General features: G+C 47.3%; 22 protein-coding genes and 1 pseudogene. 11 read left to right on the forward strand and 12 right to left on the reverse strand.

All coding sequences use genetic code 11. The features are described 5' to 3' along the window. The 3 genes from NLX78_RS06000 to NLX78_RS06010 all read right to left on the reverse strand — a co-directional run. A partial coding sequence (locus NLX78_RS06000; RefSeq protein WP_254349887.1) for a family 14 glycosylhydrolase occupies positions 1–1,486 on the reverse strand: 1,486 nt, incomplete at its 3' end. A 307-nt stretch (positions 1,487–1,793) separates the two neighbouring features. Continuing rightward, positions 1,794–3,962: an alpha-glucuronidase family glycosyl hydrolase gene (locus NLX78_RS06005; protein ID WP_254349888.1), complete on the reverse strand. Its 2,169-nt coding sequence runs from the start codon at positions 3,960–3,962 to the stop codon at positions 1,794–1,796. A 35-nt stretch (positions 3,963–3,997) separates the two neighbouring features. Then, positions 3,998–6,196, reverse strand: a complete 2,199-nt coding sequence (locus NLX78_RS06010) for a glycoside hydrolase family 52 protein (protein ID WP_254349889.1) — start codon at positions 6,194–6,196, stop codon at positions 3,998–4,000. A gap of 166 nt (positions 6,197–6,362) precedes the next feature. Here NLX78_RS06010 and NLX78_RS06015 point away from each other — a divergent pair, with 166 nt between their 5' ends. Next, entirely contained in the window at positions 6,363–7,313 is a 951-nt protein-coding gene (locus NLX78_RS06015) for a helix-turn-helix domain-containing protein (protein ID WP_254349890.1), read from the forward strand. Between the two features lie 53 nt (positions 7,314–7,366). Beyond that, positions 7,367–7,495 (forward strand): annotated as a pseudogene (locus NLX78_RS06020) (SDR family oxidoreductase); the annotation flags it as partial. Between the two features lie 91 nt (positions 7,496–7,586). On the opposite strand, the gene NLX78_RS06025 reads toward NLX78_RS06020, so the two are convergent. Then, positions 7,587–8,765, reverse strand: a complete 1,179-nt coding sequence (locus tag NLX78_RS06025) for an MFS transporter (protein ID WP_254349954.1) — start codon at positions 8,763–8,765, stop codon at positions 7,587–7,589. Positions 8,766–8,921: 156 nt separating this feature from the next. Between NLX78_RS06025 and NLX78_RS06030 the strand changes: the two genes are divergently transcribed. Beyond that, complete coding sequence (locus tag NLX78_RS06030) at positions 8,922–9,365, forward strand: Lrp/AsnC family transcriptional regulator (RefSeq protein WP_023990936.1); 444 nt, start codon at positions 8,922–8,924, stop codon at positions 9,363–9,365. On the opposite strand, the gene NLX78_RS06035 is transcribed toward NLX78_RS06030, so the two are convergent. Continuing rightward, on the reverse strand, positions 9,351–10,532 hold the full coding sequence (locus tag NLX78_RS06035) for a serine hydrolase domain-containing protein (RefSeq protein ID WP_254349891.1): 1,182 nt from the start codon (positions 10,530–10,532) through the stop codon (positions 9,351–9,353). The two genes, NLX78_RS06030 and NLX78_RS06035, sit on opposite strands and share 15 nt — an antisense overlap. A 256-nt stretch (positions 10,533–10,788) precedes the next feature. Here NLX78_RS06035 and NLX78_RS06040 point away from each other — a divergent pair, with 256 nt between their 5' ends. Both NLX78_RS06040 and NLX78_RS06045 read left to right on the forward strand, forming a co-directional pair. After that, complete coding sequence (locus NLX78_RS06040; RefSeq protein WP_250266937.1) at positions 10,789–11,292, forward strand: hypothetical protein; 504 nt, start codon at positions 10,789–10,791, stop codon at positions 11,290–11,292. Positions 11,293–11,775: 483 nt separating this feature from the next. Beyond that, positions 11,776–11,949 carry a hypothetical protein gene (locus NLX78_RS06045; protein ID WP_172828283.1) on the forward strand — a complete coding sequence of 58 codons (174 nt, stop codon included), beginning with the start codon at positions 11,776–11,778 and terminating at the stop codon, positions 11,947–11,949. Positions 11,950–12,222: 273 nt separating this feature from the next. Here the strand turns inward: NLX78_RS06045 and NLX78_RS06050 are convergent, their stop codons facing one another. From NLX78_RS06050 to NLX78_RS06060, 3 genes are all read right to left on the reverse strand, one after another. Further along, positions 12,223–12,570: a KGG domain-containing protein gene (locus tag NLX78_RS06050; protein ID WP_061829502.1), complete on the reverse strand. Its 348-nt coding sequence runs from the start codon at positions 12,568–12,570 to the stop codon at positions 12,223–12,225. Positions 12,571–12,693: 123 nt separating this feature from the next. Continuing rightward, positions 12,694–13,455 carry an ABC transporter permease gene (locus tag NLX78_RS06055; RefSeq protein WP_029518725.1) on the reverse strand — a complete coding sequence of 254 codons (762 nt, stop codon included), beginning with the start codon at positions 13,453–13,455 and terminating at the stop codon, positions 12,694–12,696. After that, positions 13,452–14,192: an ABC transporter ATP-binding protein gene (locus NLX78_RS06060; protein WP_254349892.1), complete on the reverse strand. Its 741-nt coding sequence runs from the start codon at positions 14,190–14,192 to the stop codon at positions 13,452–13,454. The genes NLX78_RS06055 and NLX78_RS06060 overlap by 4 nt, the downstream gene beginning before the upstream one ends. Before the next feature lie 247 nt (positions 14,193–14,439). Between NLX78_RS06060 and NLX78_RS06065 the strand changes: the two genes are divergently transcribed. The 4 genes from NLX78_RS06065 (at position 14,440) to NLX78_RS06080 (ending at position 18,907) form a co-directional block, all read left to right on the forward strand. Beyond that, on the forward strand, positions 14,440–15,039 hold the full coding sequence (locus tag NLX78_RS06065; protein WP_254328124.1) for a TetR/AcrR family transcriptional regulator: 600 nt from the start codon (positions 14,440–14,442) through the stop codon (positions 15,037–15,039). Between the two features lie 100 nt (positions 15,040–15,139). Further along, a complete protein-coding gene (locus NLX78_RS06070; RefSeq protein ID WP_254349893.1) occupies positions 15,140–15,781 on the forward strand; it encodes an SDR family oxidoreductase in 642 nt (213 codons plus the stop codon). A gap of 510 nt (positions 15,782–16,291) precedes the next feature. Beyond that, a complete protein-coding gene (locus NLX78_RS06075; RefSeq protein ID WP_254349894.1) occupies positions 16,292–17,002 on the forward strand; it encodes an MBL fold metallo-hydrolase in 711 nt (236 codons plus the stop codon). A 99-nt stretch (positions 17,003–17,101) separates the two neighbouring features. Further along, positions 17,102–18,907 (forward strand): glycosyltransferase 87 family protein, encoded by a 1,806-nt coding sequence (locus NLX78_RS06080; RefSeq protein ID WP_254349895.1) that lies wholly within the window; start codon positions 17,102–17,104, stop codon positions 18,905–18,907. Between the two features lie 131 nt (positions 18,908–19,038). Here NLX78_RS06080 and NLX78_RS06085 read toward each other — a convergent pair whose 3' ends face one another. From NLX78_RS06085 to NLX78_RS06100, 4 genes are all read right to left on the reverse strand, one after another. Further along, a complete protein-coding gene (locus NLX78_RS06085; protein ID WP_254326386.1) occupies positions 19,039–19,743 on the reverse strand; it encodes a Crp/Fnr family transcriptional regulator in 705 nt (234 codons plus the stop codon). Between the two features lie 61 nt (positions 19,744–19,804). Further along, the gene (gene rd, locus NLX78_RS06090; RefSeq protein ID WP_254349896.1) at positions 19,805–19,975 is read right to left on the reverse strand and encodes a rubredoxin; all 171 of its coding nucleotides are present in this window, start codon (positions 19,973–19,975) and stop codon (positions 19,805–19,807) included. A gap of 2 nt (positions 19,976–19,977) precedes the next feature. Beyond that, a complete protein-coding gene (locus NLX78_RS06095) occupies positions 19,978–21,171 on the reverse strand; it encodes an NAD(P)/FAD-dependent oxidoreductase (RefSeq protein ID WP_254349897.1) in 1,194 nt (397 codons plus the stop codon). 36 nt (positions 21,172–21,207) lie between these two features. After that, positions 21,208–22,443, reverse strand: a complete 1,236-nt coding sequence (locus tag NLX78_RS06100) for an FprA family A-type flavoprotein (RefSeq protein ID WP_069290655.1) — start codon at positions 22,441–22,443, stop codon at positions 21,208–21,210. Between the two features lie 228 nt (positions 22,444–22,671). On the opposite strand from NLX78_RS06100, the gene NLX78_RS06105 reads away from it, so the two are divergent. Together NLX78_RS06105 and NLX78_RS06110 are read left to right on the forward strand one after the other, a co-directional pair. Then, positions 22,672–23,013, forward strand: a complete 342-nt coding sequence (locus NLX78_RS06105; RefSeq protein WP_103047231.1) for a cupin domain-containing protein — start codon at positions 22,672–22,674, stop codon at positions 23,011–23,013. Between the two features lie 190 nt (positions 23,014–23,203). Beyond that, positions 23,204–23,977, forward strand: coding sequence for a class I SAM-dependent methyltransferase (locus tag NLX78_RS06110; protein WP_254349898.1), 774 nt, complete (start codon positions 23,204–23,206; stop codon positions 23,975–23,977). Positions 23,978–24,101 lie beyond the last annotated feature (124 nt).

Consider the following 24,101-nt stretch of genomic DNA (forward strand, 5'->3'; position numbering starts at 1 on the left):
TTTCGGCATCCTGCATTTTCACACCCGGTGCAGCAGTCCAGCTACCACCAGACGGACGGTAGTGAATGTAAGGCGAGTTGAAGCCTTTTTTATAGTATATCGTTACTTTGTTGCCTGTACCGCCATTATTGTCAGGCTTGGCTTTGCTGATGATATATTGTTTGAATCCACTCAACTCACCGGTTGGTGAGCCATCATTGTTGACGAGATTATTGATGCGCAATAACGTAAACCCGTGATAACCGAACTTCGTGATTTTCTCCTCGATTTTTTGGAAGCCGCTGCCGCCTGTCGGGAGTGCATTTTCACCATTCAGGCGAACACCCTTGGCATTCGCGATGGAGGAGACGGTATCAACCAGGGTGGACGGCAACGAATAATTCGGTGCTGTGCCACTGTCACTCATCTCCAGGCAAGTAAATGTCAAATCCAGATCCGCATCTTTGAACTTCTCGATGAGACGGTTGTAATCATAATACCCACCTGCTTGCTCTGTGCTGTGAGGCATGGCAGGATTGTTCATCTGCCAGTGCAGACCGGAAATCTTGGCTCCGATACGGACACCGAACACAGAATCGAAGTTTTTGTGTGCAGCAGCTCCGATGACGCCCAGATGCTTCTCAAGCACGCTTTGATACCACGACAGAAAATCCTTTCCATACGTGGAATTATACCCGCCGTTCGTATAAAATCCGTCCCCGTCAGTCGGCGGATTGATTTGGCTAAGGCTGCTCAGCTTGGTACCCCATGCCGCATTAATCTTATCCATTGATCCATACTTTTCATTCATGGCCGTGCGGAACGCACTTTTGGCTGTTTCAGTGTAGGCTTGGAATTTGCCCCGTGCAGGATAACTCCATCCCGCTGCCGGATAGTATGAAGGATATCGCAATTCTCCAGAGGGCCCACCGCTTAAATAAATTTTGGGAATGATGCTTTTGTAGCTAGCAAAGGTTTGAGCAAATGAGGCATATAGCTCGTCATATTGTTTACCAGTCCCGCTCCATAATGGAGAGAGGGCTTCGTTATTGGCAAAACCGCTTTCGTCCTTGAACTGCATTTCATCTGCACTGCCCTTGCTCGACAGCCAGCTTGGCAGTGGGATGTTGCAGTCATCTCCCACATTTCCTCCACACTTATGCGTTGAGATGATAGGAACCCACTTCAGTCCCGCTTCTTTCACGGCATCTGCATAGGTCTTGTAGTAGCTCCAATCGAACTGGTTATCTCCTGCGCTCTCCACATAGCCCCACCAGACGTCGGTAGTGATGGCATACACGCCATTGTTTTTCAACGTTTGCAGTTGCTTTTTAAAGGAACCCCAGTCATTAATTTTCGCCAGCGGTCCCATAACGGAAGCCTGAAAATCATCTGCAACCGCAGCGCTCGCCGTATTAGAGGGTGAGCCAATGAAGGCGGTCAGAGACAGCACAAGGCTTAGTAGAAGCATACACCCTTTTTTCCATAGACTTCGATACAAGGTCAAACCGATCATCCTCCCCAAAGCATAGTCTAATTCGACAACATTTTGTAAACGTCTACAAAAATAGTATAAAGCAAGCGGTTGCATAAAAAGAAGAATTTATTGCACACTCAGAGTGGACAAATATGACATTTTACGTAAGCAACTGTGTGCTTAAAAGTTTCCAGGCAAAAAAATAAGGCATAGGTCTGAGTAAGACGCATGCCTTTTAATGATGTGCGGATAGACAATGCCAGTATAGGAGAAAGCGAACCTAGGCGTAGAGAAGCCTTGTTCCAGTCTGTATGAAAGTATTGCCGAGACAGCTTGCTTAATAAATAGGGCGATTCTTCTGGTCCGGAATGCCACTTTTACGGTAGAAATACGTATTGATCCGATCCCGCCATTCTTTGGCATGCTCAGTCTGATGCTCCAGCCGCTCCAGCACCTGTTCATACATGGCATCATTCAATTGCCCTCGTAGACTAACCCATGTGTCTCGGAGATGGGCCGCACGTTCTGCACCTTCAAAATGGGTATCATAAATGTGCTGTATGACAGTTTGACCGGAGTGGAGCAAGTGTGTATAAGGAACATGGTGAAAGAATAAAAGCAGCTCATCCGGGCAGGTGTCCATAGATTCGTAGATATTAGTATTGGGAGAAAAATATTGTCCTGCATAGCCCGTTCCGGTTGCGGACGTGCGATCTACCCCGATCCCCCGGCAATCAGCAAAATGGTAGGTGCCCCACATAGAATATTCGTACCCGTCTACATCCGGCCCATAGTGGTGATCGGGACTGACCATCCAGCCGACCCCGAGAGGGGCGGTGTAGGATTCGTAGATATTCCATGAATTGAGCAGCATTTGCTTAACGGTAGAAATTAAATCTGTGTCGCCGTCGCTATTCCCTTGTCTGCCAAACGTCAGCCGAACCCACTCGTCAGCGATTTCGTCTGCGGACAGGTCCGGGTCCCATGCCAACCGGCCATAGCCATAAAGATTGGACTGGGCGAGCAAATGTCCGGTCCAATTGGTGTCTGCACCAATATTGGATACAGCGGCTATTCCATAGTTGGTATGCTTGGGAGAATGCAGAGCGCCACTCACGATACGCTTGATGGTGAAGCCTTTTCCTTGGGCGTAGGTGTCAAAATCCAATACTTCCTTCCATTGGGGAACAAGATAACATAGATGTTTCTGTTGGCCGGTGTACTCTTGCGCAATTTGAAATTCCAGCAGTACCTGAGTGGATTCCAGCGCACCGAACAGGGGGGAGACAGGCTCCCGCACCTGAAAATCCATGGGACCATTTTTGATCTGTAAAATGACATTTTCTCGAAACAGTCCATCCAGCGGTTTAAAATGGTCAAAGGCTGCGCGGGCCCGATCCGTCTTGCGATCGCGCCAGTCCTGCTTGCAGTTGTAGACAAAGCAGCGCCAAATCACACGTCCGCCATAGGACTGCAACGCATCTGCCAGCATATTGGCTCCATCGGCGTGATGGCGCCCGTAGCTGAACGGTCCGGGCCGATTTTCGGAATCGGCTTTGACCACAAAACCACCCAGATCGGGAACGGCGGCGTAAACTTCCTGGGCTTTGGTCTGCCACCATTCAGCTACAGCTGATTCTAAGGGATCGGCCGTGGTTAACCCGCCGAGCTGAATAGGACTGGCATAGTTAATGCTCAAGTAGATCTGTATGCCATAGGCGCGAAACACCGCAGCTACTTTAGCCACATCCGGTAGGAATTTAGCTGTAATCAGCTCGGTCTCTACCAGATGGACATTCACATTGTTGATGGATAGCGCTTGAATGCCTACAGAAGCGAGCAGACGGGCATAGTCTCGCAGGCGCTCCATATTTGTAGTAAAGGCATTATTATCGTAGAAAATAGATCCGCCCGCATATCCACGTTCAACACTACCATCCATGTTATCCCAGTGGTTGATCATGCGGATGGGATTAACAGGGTTGGATAATTGGTCTAGAATGGGGGCGTGCAATGATTCGGTGGTGGGCTTCAACTTCCCATCTAGTCCTCCTTGCAGGTAGCGTAGCAGATGAAAGACTCCGTACAATACGCCTTTGGAGGTCTGCCCTGCGACTGTAACATATTGTCCTTTGAACTCATCGTTACCATGCGAAGCTGAATATGCCGGATCTGGCATCTCTATCCCGCGAATTCGGTAGCCTTCTGCGCCCACTTCTGCCTGTTCCGCTGCGCTGAATCGTTCTGCGACCAAAGGATGCGCTGGGAACGTACCCAGCGCAATGAACGGCGCATTCACAGGAACGGCGCTGATCTTCGGCTGCTGTCCAAACATGGAGGTCAATCCATGCTGAAGCTCACTCGCAGCCGATTGAAGCACTTCATCTGTCTCATGGACCACGATGACCCTGCACCAAGCGGGCAGCTTTTCTACCTTACTATTGCGGCTGTAATGCAGCCAAGCCGCATAGCCGCTCTCTTTTGGCATATCCATAATCTTGCTCATATTGGAGCCTCCTTTTGAGCAGGTGAAGATTGTCCTCAGACATGCTGTTCCTGATCCCGACTCATATGCTCAGGGAGAGTCAGACGGTTGCCGTTGCCTTCATACAGCCACAAAATAGCGGTCACTCCGCGCGGATAATATTTACTGCCGTGGGCAATGCCGGAGAGTATCTGATCGCTCCAGCACCAATAGGATTCTTCAGGGTGAAGGAGCCATGAGACGTGGGCAGCGTCTGCGGCTTGCCCAGCTTCTTCCCAAGGCAGCTCCAGCAGCTCGCGGGCAATAAACTGCGACAGATAGATTTTGCTCAGCCAGGAGTTGTTACTGGTCGAGGACAGCTTCCAGCCTCCGTCTTCAAACAGACAAACTCCCGGTACCAGTACAGTTTCCAAATGACGCCGCAATGCTTGGATATATCCACCGAACCGTCCATCAGGCTTAAGCGCATCCTCACATCCTGTAAAGTAAGGGAAGATCAGTCCCTCAATGGCAGGAATAATCTGCGAGTCATTGCCTTCTTTAATAACTGCAGGAATATAGCCCTTGTCTGTCATGTGTGCTGTGATTGCTGCTGCGCATTTGTCCGCCTGTAAGCCAGCCTCCTGTGAGAGGGAGTTAAGCCCTTTTGAGGCAAATATCTTTTCCAGTGCAACATATACCGCCCAGCATTTGCTACCTAGATAAATGTTGTTGCGGGACTGACCCAGAGATACGTCCAGACTGTCGTAGGTCGTAATTTCCGCGCCGCCCCGGGTTCTAGAGCTGTCCAAGCCCATCAAGCCGTTTCGTTGTGCCGGGTCGGGGTGATCCCGCCGCAGCATGCTTTCGAAGCAGTCACACAAGACAGGCAGCATACGTGTTGTAAATGACTGATCCTGTGTCTGCTCGATATATACTGTGGCGCAACAAAGCCAGTTCACCAGTTCCTCGTGGCTCATGTAAGAGAAGCAGTCGTCAATCCCTGCCAGCTCATAACAGGAGTATCCCTGCCGGGAGAACACGTTGGCCACGCCCATATCATGCGTAAACGTGATACCACCCGGATAGGTCTGTTCTTCTCCCGGAAAACGTACTTCATCCCGATAGCTGTACCTTTGGACAAACCACTCCAGCTCGTTGCGCACCGTCCATGGATTTAAAATCAATTCATAGTAGAGCTGATCAGCCGTCAAATCGAGTGTATTCATCATCCGGTACTCGCCTTCGTTCACAACCCAGATCGGTTCTCCATCCGCTTGGTGACTAAGCAGTTGGGTGCTGCCGTAGTAGCTGTGGATCGCCTGAGCGAGCATGAATTCCTGATCCGGGCTCAGGCTGGCCGACTCCATCCAGCGATTAGCCTGAACACAGGCTGCGGTGAGGTCTGTAAAATGCTTCAACGCATAGCTCCCCACGTCTTCAATATCCTTGAATAGCTGGGTATAGTAATACGATGCTTCGATGCCTGTCGTTACGATGCCGCCGCGATAGAAGCATATGGCGAAGGTATACGTGCGCTTCTCACCTGCGGGAACGTCCATCAGAAGCGCACCCGTCACGCCCAGGCCAAAGGATAAATTCTCGGCCATGGTCTCCCCAAGCAGCTTCTCCATTGCAAATCCGCTGGCAGGTACCGCTTCACTGCTGTTGGTCACAATGGCTGTGCTGCGCCCTTGGCCGATGCCTGTGAGTCTTCCCTCCAATGGGGTAGAATCCGTAGCGTTCCTACGCGGATCTTCTCCAATAATGCGTATGCCGCTATACGGATCACTGCCCTGATAGCCGAAAAAAGCTTTTCGTGCTGCAGTTCCTTGCGTGTTATCGACGGTTAGCTCAGCGAATACCGCCGGAACCAACGCTGCTCGCAGCTCATCCATACCCGCGGTTCCCGGCTCGGGCACCGGGCGAACAGGAGAGTACAGTCGGAACGTCAAATCACCAGCCTGCCATGTATCCGTTCCTGCTTTTAGCTCACGGGTAATGTCTGAATCGGCAAAGGCCATAAGCTGTGGTTCCGTTCGTTTACCCTTTTTCTCCACGTCGTAGCGGGCACTTTCATCCTGTGTGGATGCAAAAAAGGGAAGCGCCTCGTATGATCCGCCATCTCTGGATTGCAGCCCAATATATACATTTTCATCGGCAGGCTTGCCTAGCTCCAAACCGAGTCCGCCGCGATTGCCCTTAAACCCAAGCGTAAAGCTGGAAAAAGAACCGATAGGTGCATGCTGCGTGTTATAAAATATATTTTTCGACATATAATGAAACCCCTTTCATAGTAAGGTTTAACTTTGACTAACTTCACTTAGAGCCTAGCATGTCAAATGGCGGGAAACCATTGTCAAATCGCTCAACTATTTATCCAAATCGCGCTGAAAGCGATATACTGGAGTATATCCATGTAAGTAAGCCAGGAGGGAAAACATGTCGTCACCACGTTTACCGAAGCGTCCCCATCATCCAGATCTTGCAGCTGCCGGAGAGGAATTCTTTTTTCCCGATGTACGGACCACGGTCAATTTGTTTGCCATTCATACACGAAGTGTCGGAAGAGAGTGGAGCTATCCGCCACACGAGCATCCTCAATATGAAATTAACATCGTGCTTGCGGGAGAACAGATCATGGTTGTGGATGGTCGCAGCTATACCCAGCGACAGGGTGATCTGGTGCTGCTGCGACCGGGTATTGTCCATTCGAGCCATAGTAACGGAGAGGGGTTTACGTATTTTTGTATGCATTTCGACATTGATGATAAGCTGTTTCTCTCGCTCCTGAGTCGTCTGGAGCAGGTGATGTTTCCAGCTGAAGGCACCGTGGCAGGTCAGATGGGACCAGCGTTGAGCAAGCTGCTCGATCTTTCAACGCCAGAAGACATAGGAATAGGTAGTGATTCGGTGGCAAAGCGTATGCGAATTCAATCTGCTGTGTTTGAACTGTTCGCAACATTGTGGGAGGCTGTATCCAGTGAAGCGGCCCATCTGCCGGGGCGTGGATATGTGCAGGCAGAGCTTGCCCATCAGATTGCCAGTCGTCTTCAGGGCAGAGTGAATCAGCCTTATGGACAGGCCGGATCGGTGGAAAAACAGGATGGGATCGAGGGGATTTCATCCGAGCTAGGTATTAGCGTGTCCCATTGTAATCGAGTATTCCGTAGCGTTTTCGGCGTATCTCCCCGTGTATATCTATCTGAGCTTGTGCTGCATGAGGCCAAGTTGCTGTTGGCTGATCCGCAATGGTCGGTGCAACAAATTGCCGATATGCTCGGCTATGGGGATATTGCGCATTTTAGCAGACAGTTCAAGCGCTGGTCGGGCCAATCGCCGACATCCTATCGCAAAAGCACGGTACAGGAAAGCCCATACGATAAAAATTGAGTATGTCTTAAAAATAGTTATGATATAATACTTATAAAGGTGCTGAGAATAATATGAATTTACATAATCAACGTGTCGTCATGATTGGCGGCAGTGCAGGTATAGGGCTGGCAACAGCCATAGAAGCAGCACAGCAAGGGGCAAGCATCGTGATCGCTGGGCATGATCCACTCCGACAGGCAGGAATCAATCTTTAAACAAAAACCGGTTCAACACCATACAAAGTGTTGAACCGGTTTTTTATGATAACAGGCTTGGCCCTCTTGCAACTTTTTAGCTTTGCACATCTAATCCTTTATGTTTTCGCAAAATACGTGGATAAATCAACTTAGACCCGATGCATACCATCGCCAGCATGGCGAACAGCAAACCGCTCCACAACGTCCCATGGATCCCCGCTCTGGCAATAAACCACCCCCCTGCCAGCGAGCCCAGTGAAACCCCTAGGTTAATAAACGAGATATAAAGACTGTTGGCAAACGCGGGAGCTTCTTTGGCCTCATCAATCACCCAAATCTGGGCGACAATCAGTCCGCTGGTATGAACGGCCCCCCACACAATAATGATGAAGAGCGTAGGGATAAATGAAGAGCTGATCCCGTACAACAGCAAATAGGTGCTCCCCAAGACTACGGGATGAAAAAGAGCGGTGCGTACCTTATGCAAGCCCATGAGCTTGCCAGCCAACAGATTGCCGAGCATTCCGCCGATGCCGAAAATAATAAGCAGAAAACTGATAACCTTGCTGCTCATCCCTGTATTTTGCCCCAAATATTCGGCAGAATAGCTATACACCGAGAACATGGCTGCAAAAATAAAAGTAGCCGCCCCGATATTGAGCCACAGCGATACTTTACGCAAAATGCCAAGCTGCTTCCGATAGGAGAACATTTCGGCTTGCGGTGTATCCGGCAGCATAAATAAAATACCGATCCCTGCAAGCCCATTCGCTACCGCAGTAAACCAGAAGGAGGCCTCGTATGAAAATTGATTGGCGATATAGGCTGTAATTGGAATACCGAGTACCATTCCCATGCTCGTGCCGAGAAAGGCCTTGGCGGAAGCTTGCGTTGCTTTTTCCGGGGGATACAACGCAGTGGCAGCGACAAAGGCAAGCGAGAAATACACCGGGTGAAACAGAGCCGGAATGATACGTAAAATCACTAGTAGATAAAAGTTGGATGTATAGGCTGACAGCAAGCTTGTTATGGCAAAAACAAACAACGACATTGTCATGATTCGCTTGCGGTTAAACCTGGACATCAATAGCACCATGAAGGGACCGAACAACGCGATGATCAATGCAAATGAACTGACAAGAAACCCGGCCTGAGCTGCCGTAATATGAAACCGTTCAATGATGACCGGCAAAATGCCAACCACACCGAACTCAATCGTGTATACACCAAATAGGCCAAGCGCAATGAAAAGCAGGGGCTTACTATATTTCATTAGTTTCATTCCCTTTCCACGTCTTCCTGCTTTACGTCCTTGGTTTTGCATGCTAATATTTCATTAAATCATAAAATAATAAGGCAATATTCGAAATAATACATAATAATAATTGTGTTTTTGTAATATTACCTTGAACTTAAGGAGGCTGGTTTGATGGATCAAGTGGATCATAAAATTTTGTTGTGTCTACAAAACCAGGCGCGTATCTCCATGACCGAGCTGGGAAAGGAGGTTGGGCTTTCCCAGCCTGCCGTAACGGAAAGAGTGCGGCGCATGGAGGATAAAGGTATTATCACTGGGTATCGTGCCATAGTTTCACATGAGAAAGTTGGAAAACCGATCATGGCTCACGTGCTCGTGCACACGAATCAATGCAATTCATTTGTTGAGTTTTGCCAATCTGCACCTGAAGTCATTGAGTGCCATAGAATCAGCGGCGAGCAAAATTACTTACTGAAAGTCATGGTTGAGTCTATGCTCAAGCTGGAGCAGTTCGGGGATGAGTGTGGAAAGCATGGGCACTCTACCACGTTAATTGTCCTGTCCTCGCCTGTAGACCATAAACATGTAACCCCCACTTTATTAGACCCTATTTGAGCTACCGTAAATGGCTTGGCAAAGCTCGGTTGTAAACGGACCTGACATCCCTTCAAATGCTGTATTGGTAAAGGCGACCACACTAAGTCTTAGTGCGGGATCAACGAACCACGAATGACCGTAAGCTCCTCCGAGACGCCACGTTCCGGGTGATTCTGCTGTTCCGCTTTCATCGGGATTTTGGAGTACGGTGAATCCTAATCCAAAACCCCGCCCCGGCCAGCCTGCCAAAGGAAGGTTCCCGGTCTGGATGGTGCCCATTTCGCGGACCCATTCCTCTGAAAGTAACGGATTGCCGCCGTTTCGCAGTGTTTCCAGCAGCCGCATGAAATCTTTTGCGCTGCCAATCATACCAGAGCCACCAGAGTGGAAAGCCGTGGGATCAAAGGCTCGTGCAGGCTGAAAACGAAGTCCTGCGGTGCCTTCAAAAACCTGCGCAACCTCAAGCTCACGCATTCGCCGGGGTTCTGATATATCGTTGACATAAGGAGCCGCAAGCCGTCCAGCATCCGCGACCGCAAAACTGGTGTCGTGCATACCGAGAGGTTCGGTAACGAGCTTTTTAACAGCAGCATCAAGGGTTGTGCCACATACACGGCTAATGATAGCGCCGAGCACATCAGTAGCAATCGAATATCCCCACGCTTTACCCGGTGTATATAACAGTGGCACAGAAGCCAAACGTTGCAAGTTCTCTTCCAGTGTAAGATTTGAAAAATCCATGCCATCTGATACGCCTGCACGATGATAGGGGCCGCCGCCTTCTTCCTCTAAAAAGCCATAGGTCAACCCGGCAGTATGTGTCAGCAATTGGCGTACTGTAATGGAGGGCTGCTCACCACTGATTAATCGGGGACGAAAATCGGGCAACCAGCGTTCAATAGATTCATCGAGCTTAATCAATCCTTGGGCTGCCAAAACCAAAGCCGCAGTAGATACAATCGGTTTGGATACAGAAGAAAGCCGAAATAAAGCATCCTCATGCATAGGACGTTGTTCTTCTCGATCAGCCAGCCCCGCCGCTCGGACATACACGGGTGAACCGTCCATATATATCATGACGACTGCGCCGACCAGGCGCTTCTCGGCAAGGGTTTGATCTATAACTGCATTTACACGTCCGTCCAGACCAGCTTGTATCGCAAAAACTCTATTATCCAAACCCATAAATATCTCATCCTCTCTATGATCCAGCGGTTACCGCTTGATGGAACTTAGTTTACAGGATGGGAAGACGACATTACATAAGGTAACAAAGGTATTCAGTGAGTATTTACGTTAAAATAAAATTATATGAAAAGAATGGCCTTGGATTTAAATGAATGCGATTTTACAAGAAGTTATGCTGCGTTTTACAGTGCCTTTTAAGTTGAGATACGTTTAAAATAGGTGGTAAAATTTACAACAAAGGGGGGGTTATTTATTGAGGATTGTATCGCGTAATAAGTTGGCTTGCTTGGTTGTCTTAGGAGGGATTTTGACCGTAATTGCTACAGGTTTTGGAGGAGGTAAGGAATCTTATAAACTTCCCGATAAGCCCAAAGAGGCTGCTGTCTCGACATTTTCAGAATATATGAACGCTTCTATGAGTCGCGATTACGACAAGATGCTTTCACTGTCTGATGATTATCGCTTTAAAACAGAACGGGCACGGCTTAATTTTCTAAAAGCCCAGGGAACACCGATTGATTATCGTATCGTGTCTGTGGATGATTCTAACCCTTCCAAGATTGTTGTTTCGTCGATAACGAAGTATGAGGATATGGAGTTACCTTCCATTAAGCATATTCTTGCTTTTGAGGAAGGAAAGTACAAGCTACAAATGAGAAATGTTGTGATCAATATGATTCCTTCATCACCTGACTACAGAACGGTCGAGTACGAGCCTGACAAAGTAGACGACAATTTAGAAGGTAATTTCAAGTGATTTTAATTTTTCAATTTTCTAATCAAACAGTCCAAAGCGTATCCAATGAGATACCAGAAAACTAGTGTAGTAAAGTAAACAATGGTTATGGGGATGTTTGCCTCTCGCACAAATCGAAATGATTCATACATCCAAACTAGCGGGCTAATGATAGCCAATAGTATATTATAGTCGTCGTACCCCGTAATATTAACAGTAATAACTAGACATGAGATTAGGACTAGCCAAAAACGAAAAGATTTCATTGCCTGTACCTCCGCAATTGTATTTGTTGTTATAGACGAATAAAAAAACTGAAGGTAGCATTTATTCCAAATTTATTTATTAAAATGTATTAAAAAGACAATATTTCGATCCTATTTACTTGTCACGATTTTTGGCCGTGCGGTATTCGTATGGATTTGAGTGACGCTGGATTCTTTCAGACTTTTCGATTTATGATATACTCTCGATATATGATTTGGATGGGATGGTGATGGCTGAATGAATCGTACACACGACCTAGGCAAGTTAATCAAACTAACTGGAGATAGAGCAAAACTGGACGCTAAAGCAAATGGCACATATATTGTCTACAAAACGTCGGATGGTCAATTTGTTAAAGAGTACAGTAATGGTCAAGTCGAACGAATTAAAGAGCAGGATATTTTATCATGAGTGAGCCGTTTTATTCTTTGTAATCAACATTCGCGCAAACCTCCTATAATCCATTCTTTCATTTGTAATAAAATATGTATGATTGGTTAATTAACCTGTTTATGTATATTGTAAGGCGTATGATCGGTTGACGAAAGTAACTTTCACACAAAAAGCCTATCTGCCGTTGTTCCGGCAGATAGGCTTTTATAACATAAACGTCCACTATACTTCATGTTTATATGCAGTCTGTGCCTCTACATTGCAATTGCACCGACCACATACTCCCTATTGTCAGTTATCTCTACGCTGACGTGCGCGGGCTTCGCCGCCTTTACGGCCAGCTTCTTCCCTGCTCATTTTCCCGTCGCTATCACTTTGGTCTGAGTTGCCACGGGCTTCGCCGCCCTTGCGTCCGATTTCTTGATAGAATTCCTTGTCATGGTTTTTGGAAGTGGCTTCGCCGCCTTTTTCACCAATTTCCTGGTAGAAGTCCTTGCCATGACTTTTGGAAGTGGCTTCGCCACCTTTTTCGCCAATCTCTTGATAAAATTCTTTGTCGTGATTTTTAGCAGTAGCTTCTCCACCTAAACGTCCTGCCTCTTCGCGACTCATTTTGCCATTTTGGTTGTTGTTAGCCATGTTCAATCACTCCTCATCGAATTTTAGTAAAGCGGGTACGTGTATCTATTAACCTTTGTGTCAGGAATTAAACATGTCTCTTTTATTTTGTGAAATCACAGATAACTGGGGATATTCACCTGATTAGCGTTCCCATGCTTCTGTGTGCAGTTGTTGCTGGCGGTTAAATAATGCCGGATAAATGAACAGGCTGAGCAGCACGCTGGTCAAAATAGCAGAGGTCATGGTGGTAAATACGATGAGCAATTGCAAACGCACGGCGGCAATCGGATTGGCACCTGCGATGATTTGTCCGGTCATCATGCCGGGAAGCTGGACAAGCCCCAGCGTTTTCTGCCCCTCAATGGTTGGAATCATACTGGAACGTATGCAATCCTTGAGTATAGGGAAGATGGCTTGTCTAGGCGTGCCGCCTAACGCCAGAATGAGCATGATTTCAGGCTTGCGCAGCAGGACTTCCGACTTGAGCCGGGACACCAGCAGGCTGGACAAAATCATGGAACTGCCAATGATCATGCCGCTAATCGGAATCATATACCGGGCTGTCGCAGGAATGATATGCAGGCCAATGAGGAATGTCTGTGTAACGATTTCCACACACAGCAGCGTCAGGAATGATTTCCACATGAGACCGGGGATAAATCGTCCTTTGCGCGCAACATTTTGTGAGGCTACGGTAATCATGAGCAGAATGAATAATACGATAAATCCGTAGCTTTGCATCCCAAAAATCAAATGCAATACATATCCAATCGCCAGCAGTTGAACCGACGCTCTGATTGTGGCGATGATCATGTCTCGGTCCAGACCGAGTTTGAAGGATTTGGACATGACGATGGCGATAAATACAAAACCGAGAGAGAGAATCAAGGCAACAATCGTCATACCCATTCTCCTGCTACAAACCTGCGGGTCTCACTATGCTGTGGAGCATTAAAAAACGTCTCCGTATCCGCTTGTTCTATCAGTCTTCCGTCGATCATCAGCCATGTTTCGTGGCCTACCCTGCGGGCTTGTTCCATATGATGCGTAATCCAGATCATCGTTGTTCCTTCTTCTTTGTTCATTTGCAGCAGCAATTCCTCAACCTCTTTGACCGAGGCAGGGTCCAGTGCAGAAGTAATCTCATCCAGCAGTAAAATATCCGGACGGTTCGCGAGTGTCCGCGCCAAGGCCAAGCGCTGTCTTTGTCCGCCGGACAGTTCCTGCGCCTTTTGTTCCAACAGGTCGCGAGTAAGTCCTACGCGTTCCAACAGGCCGGCAGGATCTTCCAGTACTGTACCGTGCAGCCGTTCTACGGTTTGGAGATTGTATAAGACCGTTCCCTGAAGCATGGGGGCATCCTGAAAAACCAATGCTACTTTCCGTCTCAGTTCAGGGATCTCCCACTCCGATATAGGTTTGCCGAGGACATGGATGTCTCCTTCATCCGGTGTCATTAGGAGGTTGCACAGTGAAAGCAACGTGCTTTTACCAGACCCCGATGGACCGACCAACGTGGTGATTTTGCCGGGGGAGACTTTTGCTGTAATCCCGTTCAGAACAGCACGTTGCTGTCCAGACCCGGTGAAATATTTGATAATGTGATTGAATTCAATAGCTGGAAGTGGCTTGGGTTCCATAGATATAGCTAGCTCCTTTGTAAGGGATCGAGAAAGGGATCAGATCCGTTCCGTTTATGATTTTATTTTTTTATTATATCAGTAATGCCTGCTATGCTCTTCTATAAAGGTTCGATGCAGGTCGGCTGTTGTAAATGGCATTTTCTTTGTATAAACTAACAGGATTAGTTAAAATAGAATCTGGATCGACTCATTATATGCATAAGGAACCCGATTACATAGAAATTCGATGGAAGGAGGCAGGATGATGTCGCCTAGAAACGGAGTAAAACTGCAAGATATCCTGCGGGCTGCCGAGGACATTGCCAATGAACAAGGGATGGGGGATGTCACGCTCACCACGCTGGCGCAAAAGCTGCACATTCGCCCTCCGTCCTTGTATAACCACGTGAACGGATTGAACGGACTGCGCCAAGTACTAGCATTGCACAGCCTCGAACAGTTGGAGGAAGCTTTGATGAGCGCAGCGGTTGGTAGAGCGGGCGAAGATGCGCTGACCGCTATGGGGAAGGCGTATATGCGGTATGCTCGCGAGCGACCAGGTTTGTATGAAGCGATGCTGTATGCAACTGATCGAAATGATACCGAAATGAGGCAGGCTGCGGATCGCGTGGCCGAGCTGGTCATTACCGTCCTATCCAGTGGTTATGGCTTTAAGGAAGAAGATTGCATTCATGCAGCGAGGGGATTCCGTAGTCTGCTTCATGGATTCGCCTCGCTTGAACAAAAGGGCGGCTTTGGTTTACCTGTGGAAGTGGATCGGAGTATTGAGGTGATGATGGCTACCTTTTTGGCAGGTCTGGGTGTGCGGCAAAAGCGAGATGCCGAGCTTACCAAAGAAGTCTGATTTCAACCTGATGCAGCTAACATGATTGCGTCGCAGACCCGAAGGGTAAAATACATCTGTATAATGTAGATGAGAGACTGCGAATACAGGAGGGGTATGAGTGAACGTACTGGTGATTGGTGCAAATGGAAAAGTAGGCAGACATCTTGTTCGCCTACTGGGGCAAAATAAATCGCATCGCGTAAAGGCGTTGATCCGCCATTCGGATCAGGCCGAAGCGCTTGAACGTTTGGGAGCAGAAACGGTGGTAGCTGACCTCGAAGGGACGGTTGGTGATATTGCCGCAGCTATAAAAGGCAGCGATGCTGTCGTATTCACAGCAGGCTCCGGTGGAAAAACAGGAGCGGATAAAACGCTGCTTATCGACCTGGATGGAGCGGTCAAGGCGATGGAAGCTGCCGAACAAGCGGGTATCCAGCGCTTCGTTATGGTCAGCGCCCTTCATGCGGAGAATCGGGAGCAGTGGCCTGCATCCATTAAACCGTATTATGTGGCGAAGCATTACGCTGACCGCTTGTTGGAAGCGAGCAACCTGGACTACACGATTCTTCGTCCGGGTGGCCTGACGGATGATGTGGGCACCGGAAAAGTTGCTACCGGTGAGGAGCTCACCAGCCACACCATTTCTCGTGAAGATGTGGCGGCAGCGGTGGTAGCAGCGCTGGAGGAACAGCAGACGTATCATCGTGCAATTAATCTGGTGTCTGGCAGTACGCCTATTGCTGAGGCAATCCGGCTGTAATTACGGATGAAGTTGTTGCCCAAAGGACGCTTATAAATGACAAAAAAGCGAGAAGACGGCCACAATGGTCATCTTCTCGCTTTAATAATTTTACAGCTTGGTTGGATCCATTTCTTTTGGGAATGTTTCTTCAAAGCTGTGTTTTTTCTCGTATAAGTTGTACCAAGTTTCTGCAATGATATCTGGATGTCCTACCTATTCATGCCAACATCATACATGAGGCTGGTTATTTATGGGCATCTGGAATTACTCCGTTTGATAAAGAGGAAATAGTCAAGAAGGCTTCGTTATTAATAACAGGAGGAAAAGATTAATTCTTGTTTTGAGAGGCATCCCCGGGGGGCAGAGTCCCGGGGATGCTTTTTGCTGTTTTCTCAGTACGGCCGTCCCCGTAGCAGTTCCAAGCTCCAACTCCAGCTGAATAGCAGTAAAAGTATTTGCTTAAAACTAATTATATTAATTATAATACTAATACAATTAGTTTATAATTAAGTCAAGGAGATGAGATAAATGCGTATTGTTCAGGTGCAGCATGTGTATCAATTGACGTTTATGCCCCGGCTGTTCCCGGTGAACTGTTATTTGGTGGAGGAGAAAGAGGGGCTCACCTTGGTAGATGCCGGATTGCCATACAGTACCCGTGGTATAGCGCAGGCTGCGGCGCGGATCGGGCAGCCGATTATTCGAATTGTACTTACCCATGCCCATGGGGATCATGTGGGTGCGTTGGATAAGCTCAAGGCAAGGTATCCTGACGCGCAAGTGTTCATTTCAAGGCGGGACGCACCGCTGCTACAGGGCGATGTATCGTTGGCGGCAGGAGAACCGGATACTCCTATTCGAGGCGATGTACCGAAGCATATCCTTACCCAGCCTGACGTTTTACTGGAGGATGGGGATCATGTAGGTTCACTGTTGGCGATCAGTGCACCAGGACATACGCCGGGCTCGATGGCATTTTTGGATACTCGCACACGAGCGCTAATTGCAGGCGACGCCTTTCAGACCCGAGGTGGTATAGCGGTATCGGGAAGGCTTAAGCCGCTGTTTCCTTTTCCGGCACTGGCTACCTGGAACAAGGAAATTTCGCTGAAAAGCGCCAAAAAGCTGGCGAGTTTCAATCCATCTTTATTAGCTGTCGGTCACGGCAACATGCTGAAGCATCCACAATCTCAGCTGGAAAGGGCGATTATGGAGATGGAACGACAATCTTCAGTGTGATGATTCGGTATTCAGCCAACATTCAGCCAGAACTCACAAAGTCCTAAGCTAAGGCAGATACAATATGGGAAAATAGAAACAGAGAGAGGTGCATCGGGTTTGAACGTTTGGAAAGCGAACGGTCTGAAATATATACTTCTATGTAGTCTCATATTGTGTGCTGTCGCTAGTGTCGTTTCGTTATGGAGTTATTCAGGTAGTTCTGCGTCCCAGTCTGCGGCTGTTAGGCAGGGACCATCCGGCGGGTTTGGGGGAGGAGGCGGACCTGGCGGAGGTATGAGGGGGACGGATTCGGCGAATAGCGCTGACAGCAAGAATCAGGGGACGACAGACCAAACTACCAACTCCTCCACTGAGGGGACATCTACATCGGGTGACAAAGGTACAACGACCGGGAATGATACGTCTGTATCGGGCGGCAGTGGTGTTGCCAGAGACGGACAGCACAGAGGCCCCGGTGGCATGTCTGGTAACGGATCTGGCATGGGCGGTCCTGGCGGTGGTATGGGTGGTGGAAGAAGTGGGAACTCCTCATCTGCTTATGCTACTCCGCTGGCGATTTTCGCCGCTTTGTTCTTCGGTGCGTTCGTGTTTATTGCGTACCGGTTTCGGGCTCGTGAATGGAAGCTCGGGGAACGTAATCGAGGACTGATGCTGTGGACTGTGCTGGGTGTGGGTTTCTTTTTAAGAATGGCGATCGCCCCATGGATTTCGGGTCACATGGATTTAATGCTATTCCGGAACTGGGCTACGACAGCAGCGGATAGCTTATCGGGCTTTTACACGAACGGATCAAGTGATTATCCGCCGTTCTATATTTATATTTTATATGTGATCGGTCAAATCGGCTCTACGGATGCTTTCAGTCCCTATATGTCCGTGCTGCTGCGGCTTCCCAATATATTAGCTGATATCGTGACAGCGTACATGCTGTACCGGTTGGCGAGCAAACGGGTCGGCTATAGAATAAGCCTTGGATTGGCTATATTCTACGTGTTTAACCCGGCGGTGTTTATCAATTCGACCTTCTGGGGACAGGTAGATTCTTTCTTTACGATGCTGATTGTGGGCATGATTGTGCTGCTTGTGGAAAACCGGGTCGGCTGGTCCGCCGTATTGTTTACGGTAGCCGTATTGATGAAGCCGCAGGGAATTATTTATGGGCCCGTTTTGTTCTTCGAGCTGTTGAGACAACGTAAAATACAGCCTTGGCTGTTGTCCATTGGCGGTGCCGTTGTGACGACCATTCTGGTCATATTGCCATTTTCGTGGGGGCAAGAGCCGTTATGGCTACTTGACCTATACAAGGGAACGGTCGGCGAGTATCCGTATGCTTCGGTGAACGCGTATAACTTTTTTGCATTGATCGGTGGCAATTATACGCAGGACACTACAACGCTGTTCCTGTTCAGTTACCATACGTGGGGTATGATCTGCATTGTGTTGGTGACTCTATTTACATGGTGGATGTATATCCGCAGTCGCAAACCACAATTTGCAGCAGCAGCTGCGCTGGTGCTCATTGCAGGTGTATTTACCTTCGCTTCCAGCATGCATGAACGGTACTTGTTCCCTGCGGCCGCGTTAGCTGTACTGGCGTATCTGTATTTACGAGACCGCAGATTTTTGTGGCTTGCGGGTGGATTCAGTCTTACGATTTTCCTGAACACCTTTGATATTTTCTATAGCTCCAACTCTCGGGATCAATACGGTATTATTTTGTGTGTGACATCATTGTTGAATGTGTTGTTGTTTGGGTATTTGATCAAAGTAGTGTGGGATTGCTCCAAATCGACCACGATTGAGGCTGCTCCTTCCACAGACAGAGTTTCGCCAGAACTTCCTTCAGCGCGGCCTGCATGGGGAGCGTCTTCCCAAGGTGTGAACACGACAATTGATAGTTAGTGGAGTATAAAATATGCTAAAAAACCGCCTTTTAACGAAATGGAAGTGGTTGATAGATCAACTGCAATCCATAAGTTAAAGAAGCGGTTTTTTGTTGTCCTCATGTTAGAGTAACATTGTATCTATGTGTCTCAATCCATATATTCGTTCAGTTTCTGTACATCGCAGATGGTAATCTCTCTTGTACCCCTGCTATGAATAATCCCCAGCTGTTCAAATTTTCCGAATTTGCGACTGATGGTTTCGCGGGTGACACCCACATAATTAGCCATTTCCTCGCGTGAAAGGGGGAGGTTTATTTTAATGTAGGAACCATCCGGCTTGCCGTATTTATGTCCAAGCTCAAGAATCATATAGGCGATGCGGATTTCCGGGTCTTTGGTAGCTAGGCTTTGAGCCAGGTTTTCGGTATGTGCCAAGCGTTTAGTAATGGTTTTGAGCAGCTTCAAAGAGATATCGGGATTGTTGCGGATCAACTGCTCCATATCATCCTTGGTGAGCATACAAATATCAGTATCTTTTAAGGCATACGCACTAAAGTTACTCAGCTCATCGCTGTTAAATATGTTCAACTCGCCAAAAAAATCGCCAGTTGTCAGAATGTGCAGAATTTGCTCCTTGCCCTGAGGCGTCATCTTCAGTAGCTTGACATGCCCGCTTTTAATAATGTACAGCGTATCGGATGCTTGTTCCTCGATAATCAGGGCTTCACCCTTCTGATATTTTCGGTGTCGGATCATGGAGCTGACCTTACACAAATCTTCGCAGGACAAAGAGGAAAAGATAGGCACTTTGCGGGCACAGGGCTCTTTTTCGCACTGGCAGGGACAGGACATCTCATTCACATTCATTCACTCCATTCATAAACCGGAAACTACAGGTTATAGCGCATGGTTGTTATTCTGTATCATCTATTGGGGCAAAATGACTTTGATCCTCACCGCAGACTGGACAAACCCAGTCTTCTGGAAGATCCCCAAACGCTGTACCAGGCATAACGTCTTCATCGGGGTCACCGATAGCAGGATCATAAATGTATCCACAGGGCTGACAAACATATTTTTTCATCTCTAGTTCTCCTTGTCATTCAAAATTTTTGTAAGCTCTGGTGCGTCCGGTTTGAGTCCCTGCATGATGGCTGTTTTGTATGGTAGTGAAGCAAGGGCATCTCCAAAGCCAATCACGCCGCAGATAGAGCCGTTTTGTATGAACATACGTGTATAAGAAGCTCGATTTTTAATAATCAGGCTGGTGTCGCAGACTTGTTCATCTACCAGACCGATGGAAAAGAGAGGAGATTCATAGCAGTTTGAAAGGGTTACAGGGAGGGGACGCTGATAGCTGACGGATGCGCCCGCCATATTAGCGCCTGCTATTTTTCCCTGCTCCATTGCGCTTTCCCATAACCCATCTACTCTACTTTGAAATTCGGCTGCATCACCTGCTGCATAGATATTGGCGGAGCTGGTCTCCATCTGCGCATTCACCAGAATGCCTTGTCCAATATCAAGGCCGATTTGGCGAGCAAGCTCCGTATTCGGTACAATTCCGATAGAGTACACGACATGCTCGCAAGGGATAACAGAGCCGTCCTGTAGTTCCACACCTTCTACGTGATCTGTGCCTTTAATACGTTCTACGCCTTGCCCAAGGTGGATCTGAGTACCCCGTTCGGTCATTTGATCGGTCAAAATAGCGGAGGCCTTTTCATCTAGCTGGCGGGGCATAAGCCGATGCGAAGCTTCCAGTATGGTTACAGCATACCCGGCTTGCTGGAAGGACCAGGCGGTTTCCACGCCTTGAATACCGCCCCCGATGATACATATCCGGTCTCCCTGTCGCAATTCCGCTTTAAGGCTATCTGCATCTTGTCGAAAACGGATATTGTGAACGTTCCTTAGAGAAGCCCCATCCAGCACAAGCTTACGGTTGTGAGCTCCTGTACACAGCAGCAGCTTGTCATAAGCAACGGTTTGTCCATCTATTGTTTTGATAGTACAATCCTCTGGATGTATCTCGGTTATCTTGATGCCGGAATACACATGAATTCGTTGATTGGCAAACCATTTTTCCTTTTTGATCAGGATTTTGTCACTGTGCAAATCAGTAAATAGTCCCTTGGAAAGTTTGACTCTGTTATACGGAAAGGATGCTTCCTCCCCGTAAATAGAAATTTCGGCCAGCTCATCATGATCTCTAATCGCTTTTGCCGCGTTGACGGCGGCGACACTGCCTCCGATAATAACGTAATGTTGGTTACCCATTCAGTATCTCTCCTATTCGCTATACGCTACTGTGTTTTAAATAACACTAAGCAGTAGATCTGAGACAAATTCAGCGGCATTTTTAATTTTTTTCACTTTTTCAACTTCTGTAGGAGAGAAACGAATACGTACCGGGAATTCCACATGGGTCATACCCGTTGATTTGATTACATCTGAAGTGCTTTGCACCTTCATATTAGTACCGTTCAAGTAATCCTGTACAACTTCAATGGCTTCCCCGCTCCAGCCGTAGGAACCAAAGGCAGCAGCCAGCTTGCCTTCCAGATTCATCTTTTGCATTTGTTGCAATAGGTCTTCCAATTTGCCCGTCATATCGGCATATTTAGTAGAGCTACCAACGAACACAGCATCTGCTGAGGCAATACTATTCAATATTTCCGTTTCATCCGCTTTATCCACGTCCCATAGCTCCACCTGGATTTGGTTCTCCAAAAAGCAGTCCTTCAGGATGTTTGCCATTTTTTTAGTATTATTTTTTAGGGTGGCATAGACAATCGCTACTTTTTTATCTTCCTTGGTTTCGGTACTCATAGAGGCGTACAAATCAATAAACTTGGCAATATCATGCCGGATCGCGAAGCCGTGGGAAGGCGCAATCATCTCAATATCCAGATCGGCAACAGCTTCGATTAATGTGCGCACATATCTGCGATGTGGATGAATAATAGCCTGATAGTATCCGATAAAGTCCTCGGTGATATCAAAACCAGCCTCATCGGCAAATAGATGCTCTACAGCCACGTGTGTACTGAAAATATCGCAAGGGAACAAGATTTTATCTTCTATACAATACGTAATCATGGTTTCTTCTGTATGCAGATAAGGAGTTTCTTTGAACAGCAGCGTTTTGCCTCCAATGTCCAGTTGATCCCCATCCTTGATTACGAGGAAGTTGCGATGCTGAAGCTTGTACATTTGTTGAATTTCCGGAACGGCAATCTCAGTGCAGACAATCGTAGCGTTCGTTGCCTTGGAAGCAAGTGCCGCCAATCCGCCCGAGTGATCTGGTTCCGTGTGATTGACGATGATATATTGAATATCCAATGGATCGATCAATTCGGTTACAGCTTCGGCAAATTCTCTACCGAACGCCATATCCACGGTATCCACAATGGTTGGCTTTCCGGTTTTTAATAGATATGCATTATAAGTTGTACCCTTTGATAGTAGAAGACGATGAAAGGGAACCTCACGATTATCAATTTTTCCTACCCAATAAATATCCTTTGCCAGCTTGAATCCGGGCTTCATAGGAATAACCTCCTGCTTGTTATTGTTTTAGCATCTTGCATAATCCGATTCTAGTTGGATGTGTCGGTGAAAAAGATGATTGAAATCAAATTTTTAAATAATTAAAAGTATTTTTTACTTAAATTTAGTTTTGTGATTGCAATCACAAGGCGAGCGAAATAATCCAATACAATAAAGGTATTCATCCATCTTAAGCAAATTTAATTTCAAACAGGAGCGTGAACCAATATGAAAAAATCAAACCTCATTCAATTTCAGGAATATAAGGAAGCTGCGTTTACAAAACGAATTGTGCATAAGGAAGCCGACAATGTAATTTTTATTCTCAACTTTACTCCTAATGCTGAGTTGCCAACACATAATCACCCAGGAGCGAATGTATATTTGCTTGTTCTTGAAGGCAGCGGTATTGTAACTGTGAACGGCGAAGCAACGGAAGTTGTCCAAGGGGATATCATTCATGTTACGGGAGATGAGCACTTTTCCTATCGTGGCGGTGCAGAGGCAAATTCCAGTCTGCATGTAGTGTTGACCCAAACGCCAAGTGAAAGCTATGCGCAGAACATATAAAAGAGGACACAGCACTATCATTGTATAAATGGAGCATTGGCATAAATCGTAAGAGCGGGTTTCCAATCGGCAATATAGATATTGAATAATGCAACATGCTCATATCAAAAAAAGAAAAAGGTTATTTTTTTTACACTCTTATTGATAATGAATATCATTATCAAATTTTAAGAAGAGGTGTTAATAGCCAATGCAGACAGTAGATTACAAACAGGTGCCAGGGCACTGGATATTAGCAAGTCTCGGTAAGCGCGTGCTTAGGCCCGGAGGGTTAAAAACGACACGTTGGATGATAGAGGGACTTGACGTAACCGGGCAGGATGAGGTTATTGAGTTTGCCCCCGGATTGGGTATAACTGCCCAAATCACACTGCGGCTTAATCCCCGTCGTTATATTGCGATTGAACAGAATGAGAAGGCGGCTTCTATCGTAAAAACGTATGCAAGCGGAGCAAATCGGGAAGTCATTATTGCCGATGCTGAACAGGTTCCGTTGCCGGATGCCTCTGCGACGGTGGTATATGGGGAAGCCATGCTGACGATGCACACAAGGGCCAAGAAGGCGCAGATTATTTCGGAAGCCAGGCGGCTTTTGAAAGCAGGTGGGAAGTATGCTATTCATGAGATGTGCCTTGCTTGTAACCATATTGAGCCTGCGCTCAGAAAACAAATTTACAAGGATTTGGCTGTAGCCATGAGAGTTAATGCGACACCGTTGACGGTGTCAGAGTGGGAAGAGTTACTGAAAGAGGAAGGCTTTAAGGTCGTTAAAATCTATACGGTTCCCATGCACTTATTGCATTTGCCACGTATCATTCAGGACGAGGGCTGGTTGAGATTTGGGAAAATTGCCTTTAACCTTATGCGTAACCATGCTGCCCGGACAAGGGTTATGGGTATGCGCAAGCAGTTTGTAAAGTACGCCGACCATCTGCAAGCGGTCAGTATCATCGCTGAGCGATAGCCTGAATTCACGAATAAGAGAATAAAGCTTTTTACGCAATAGCAAAAAAGGAGACGAACCCCTATTCAGGGATTCGTCTCCTTTTTGTATATTTGCTGCTTGGCTTGGCCGCTGGCGTGCGCAT

The organism is Paenibacillus sp. Lou8.1, from assembly GCF_024213565.1.
In the GTDB taxonomy this organism is placed as follows: Bacteria; Bacillota; Bacilli; order Paenibacillales; family Paenibacillaceae; genus Paenibacillus; species Paenibacillus polymyxa_B.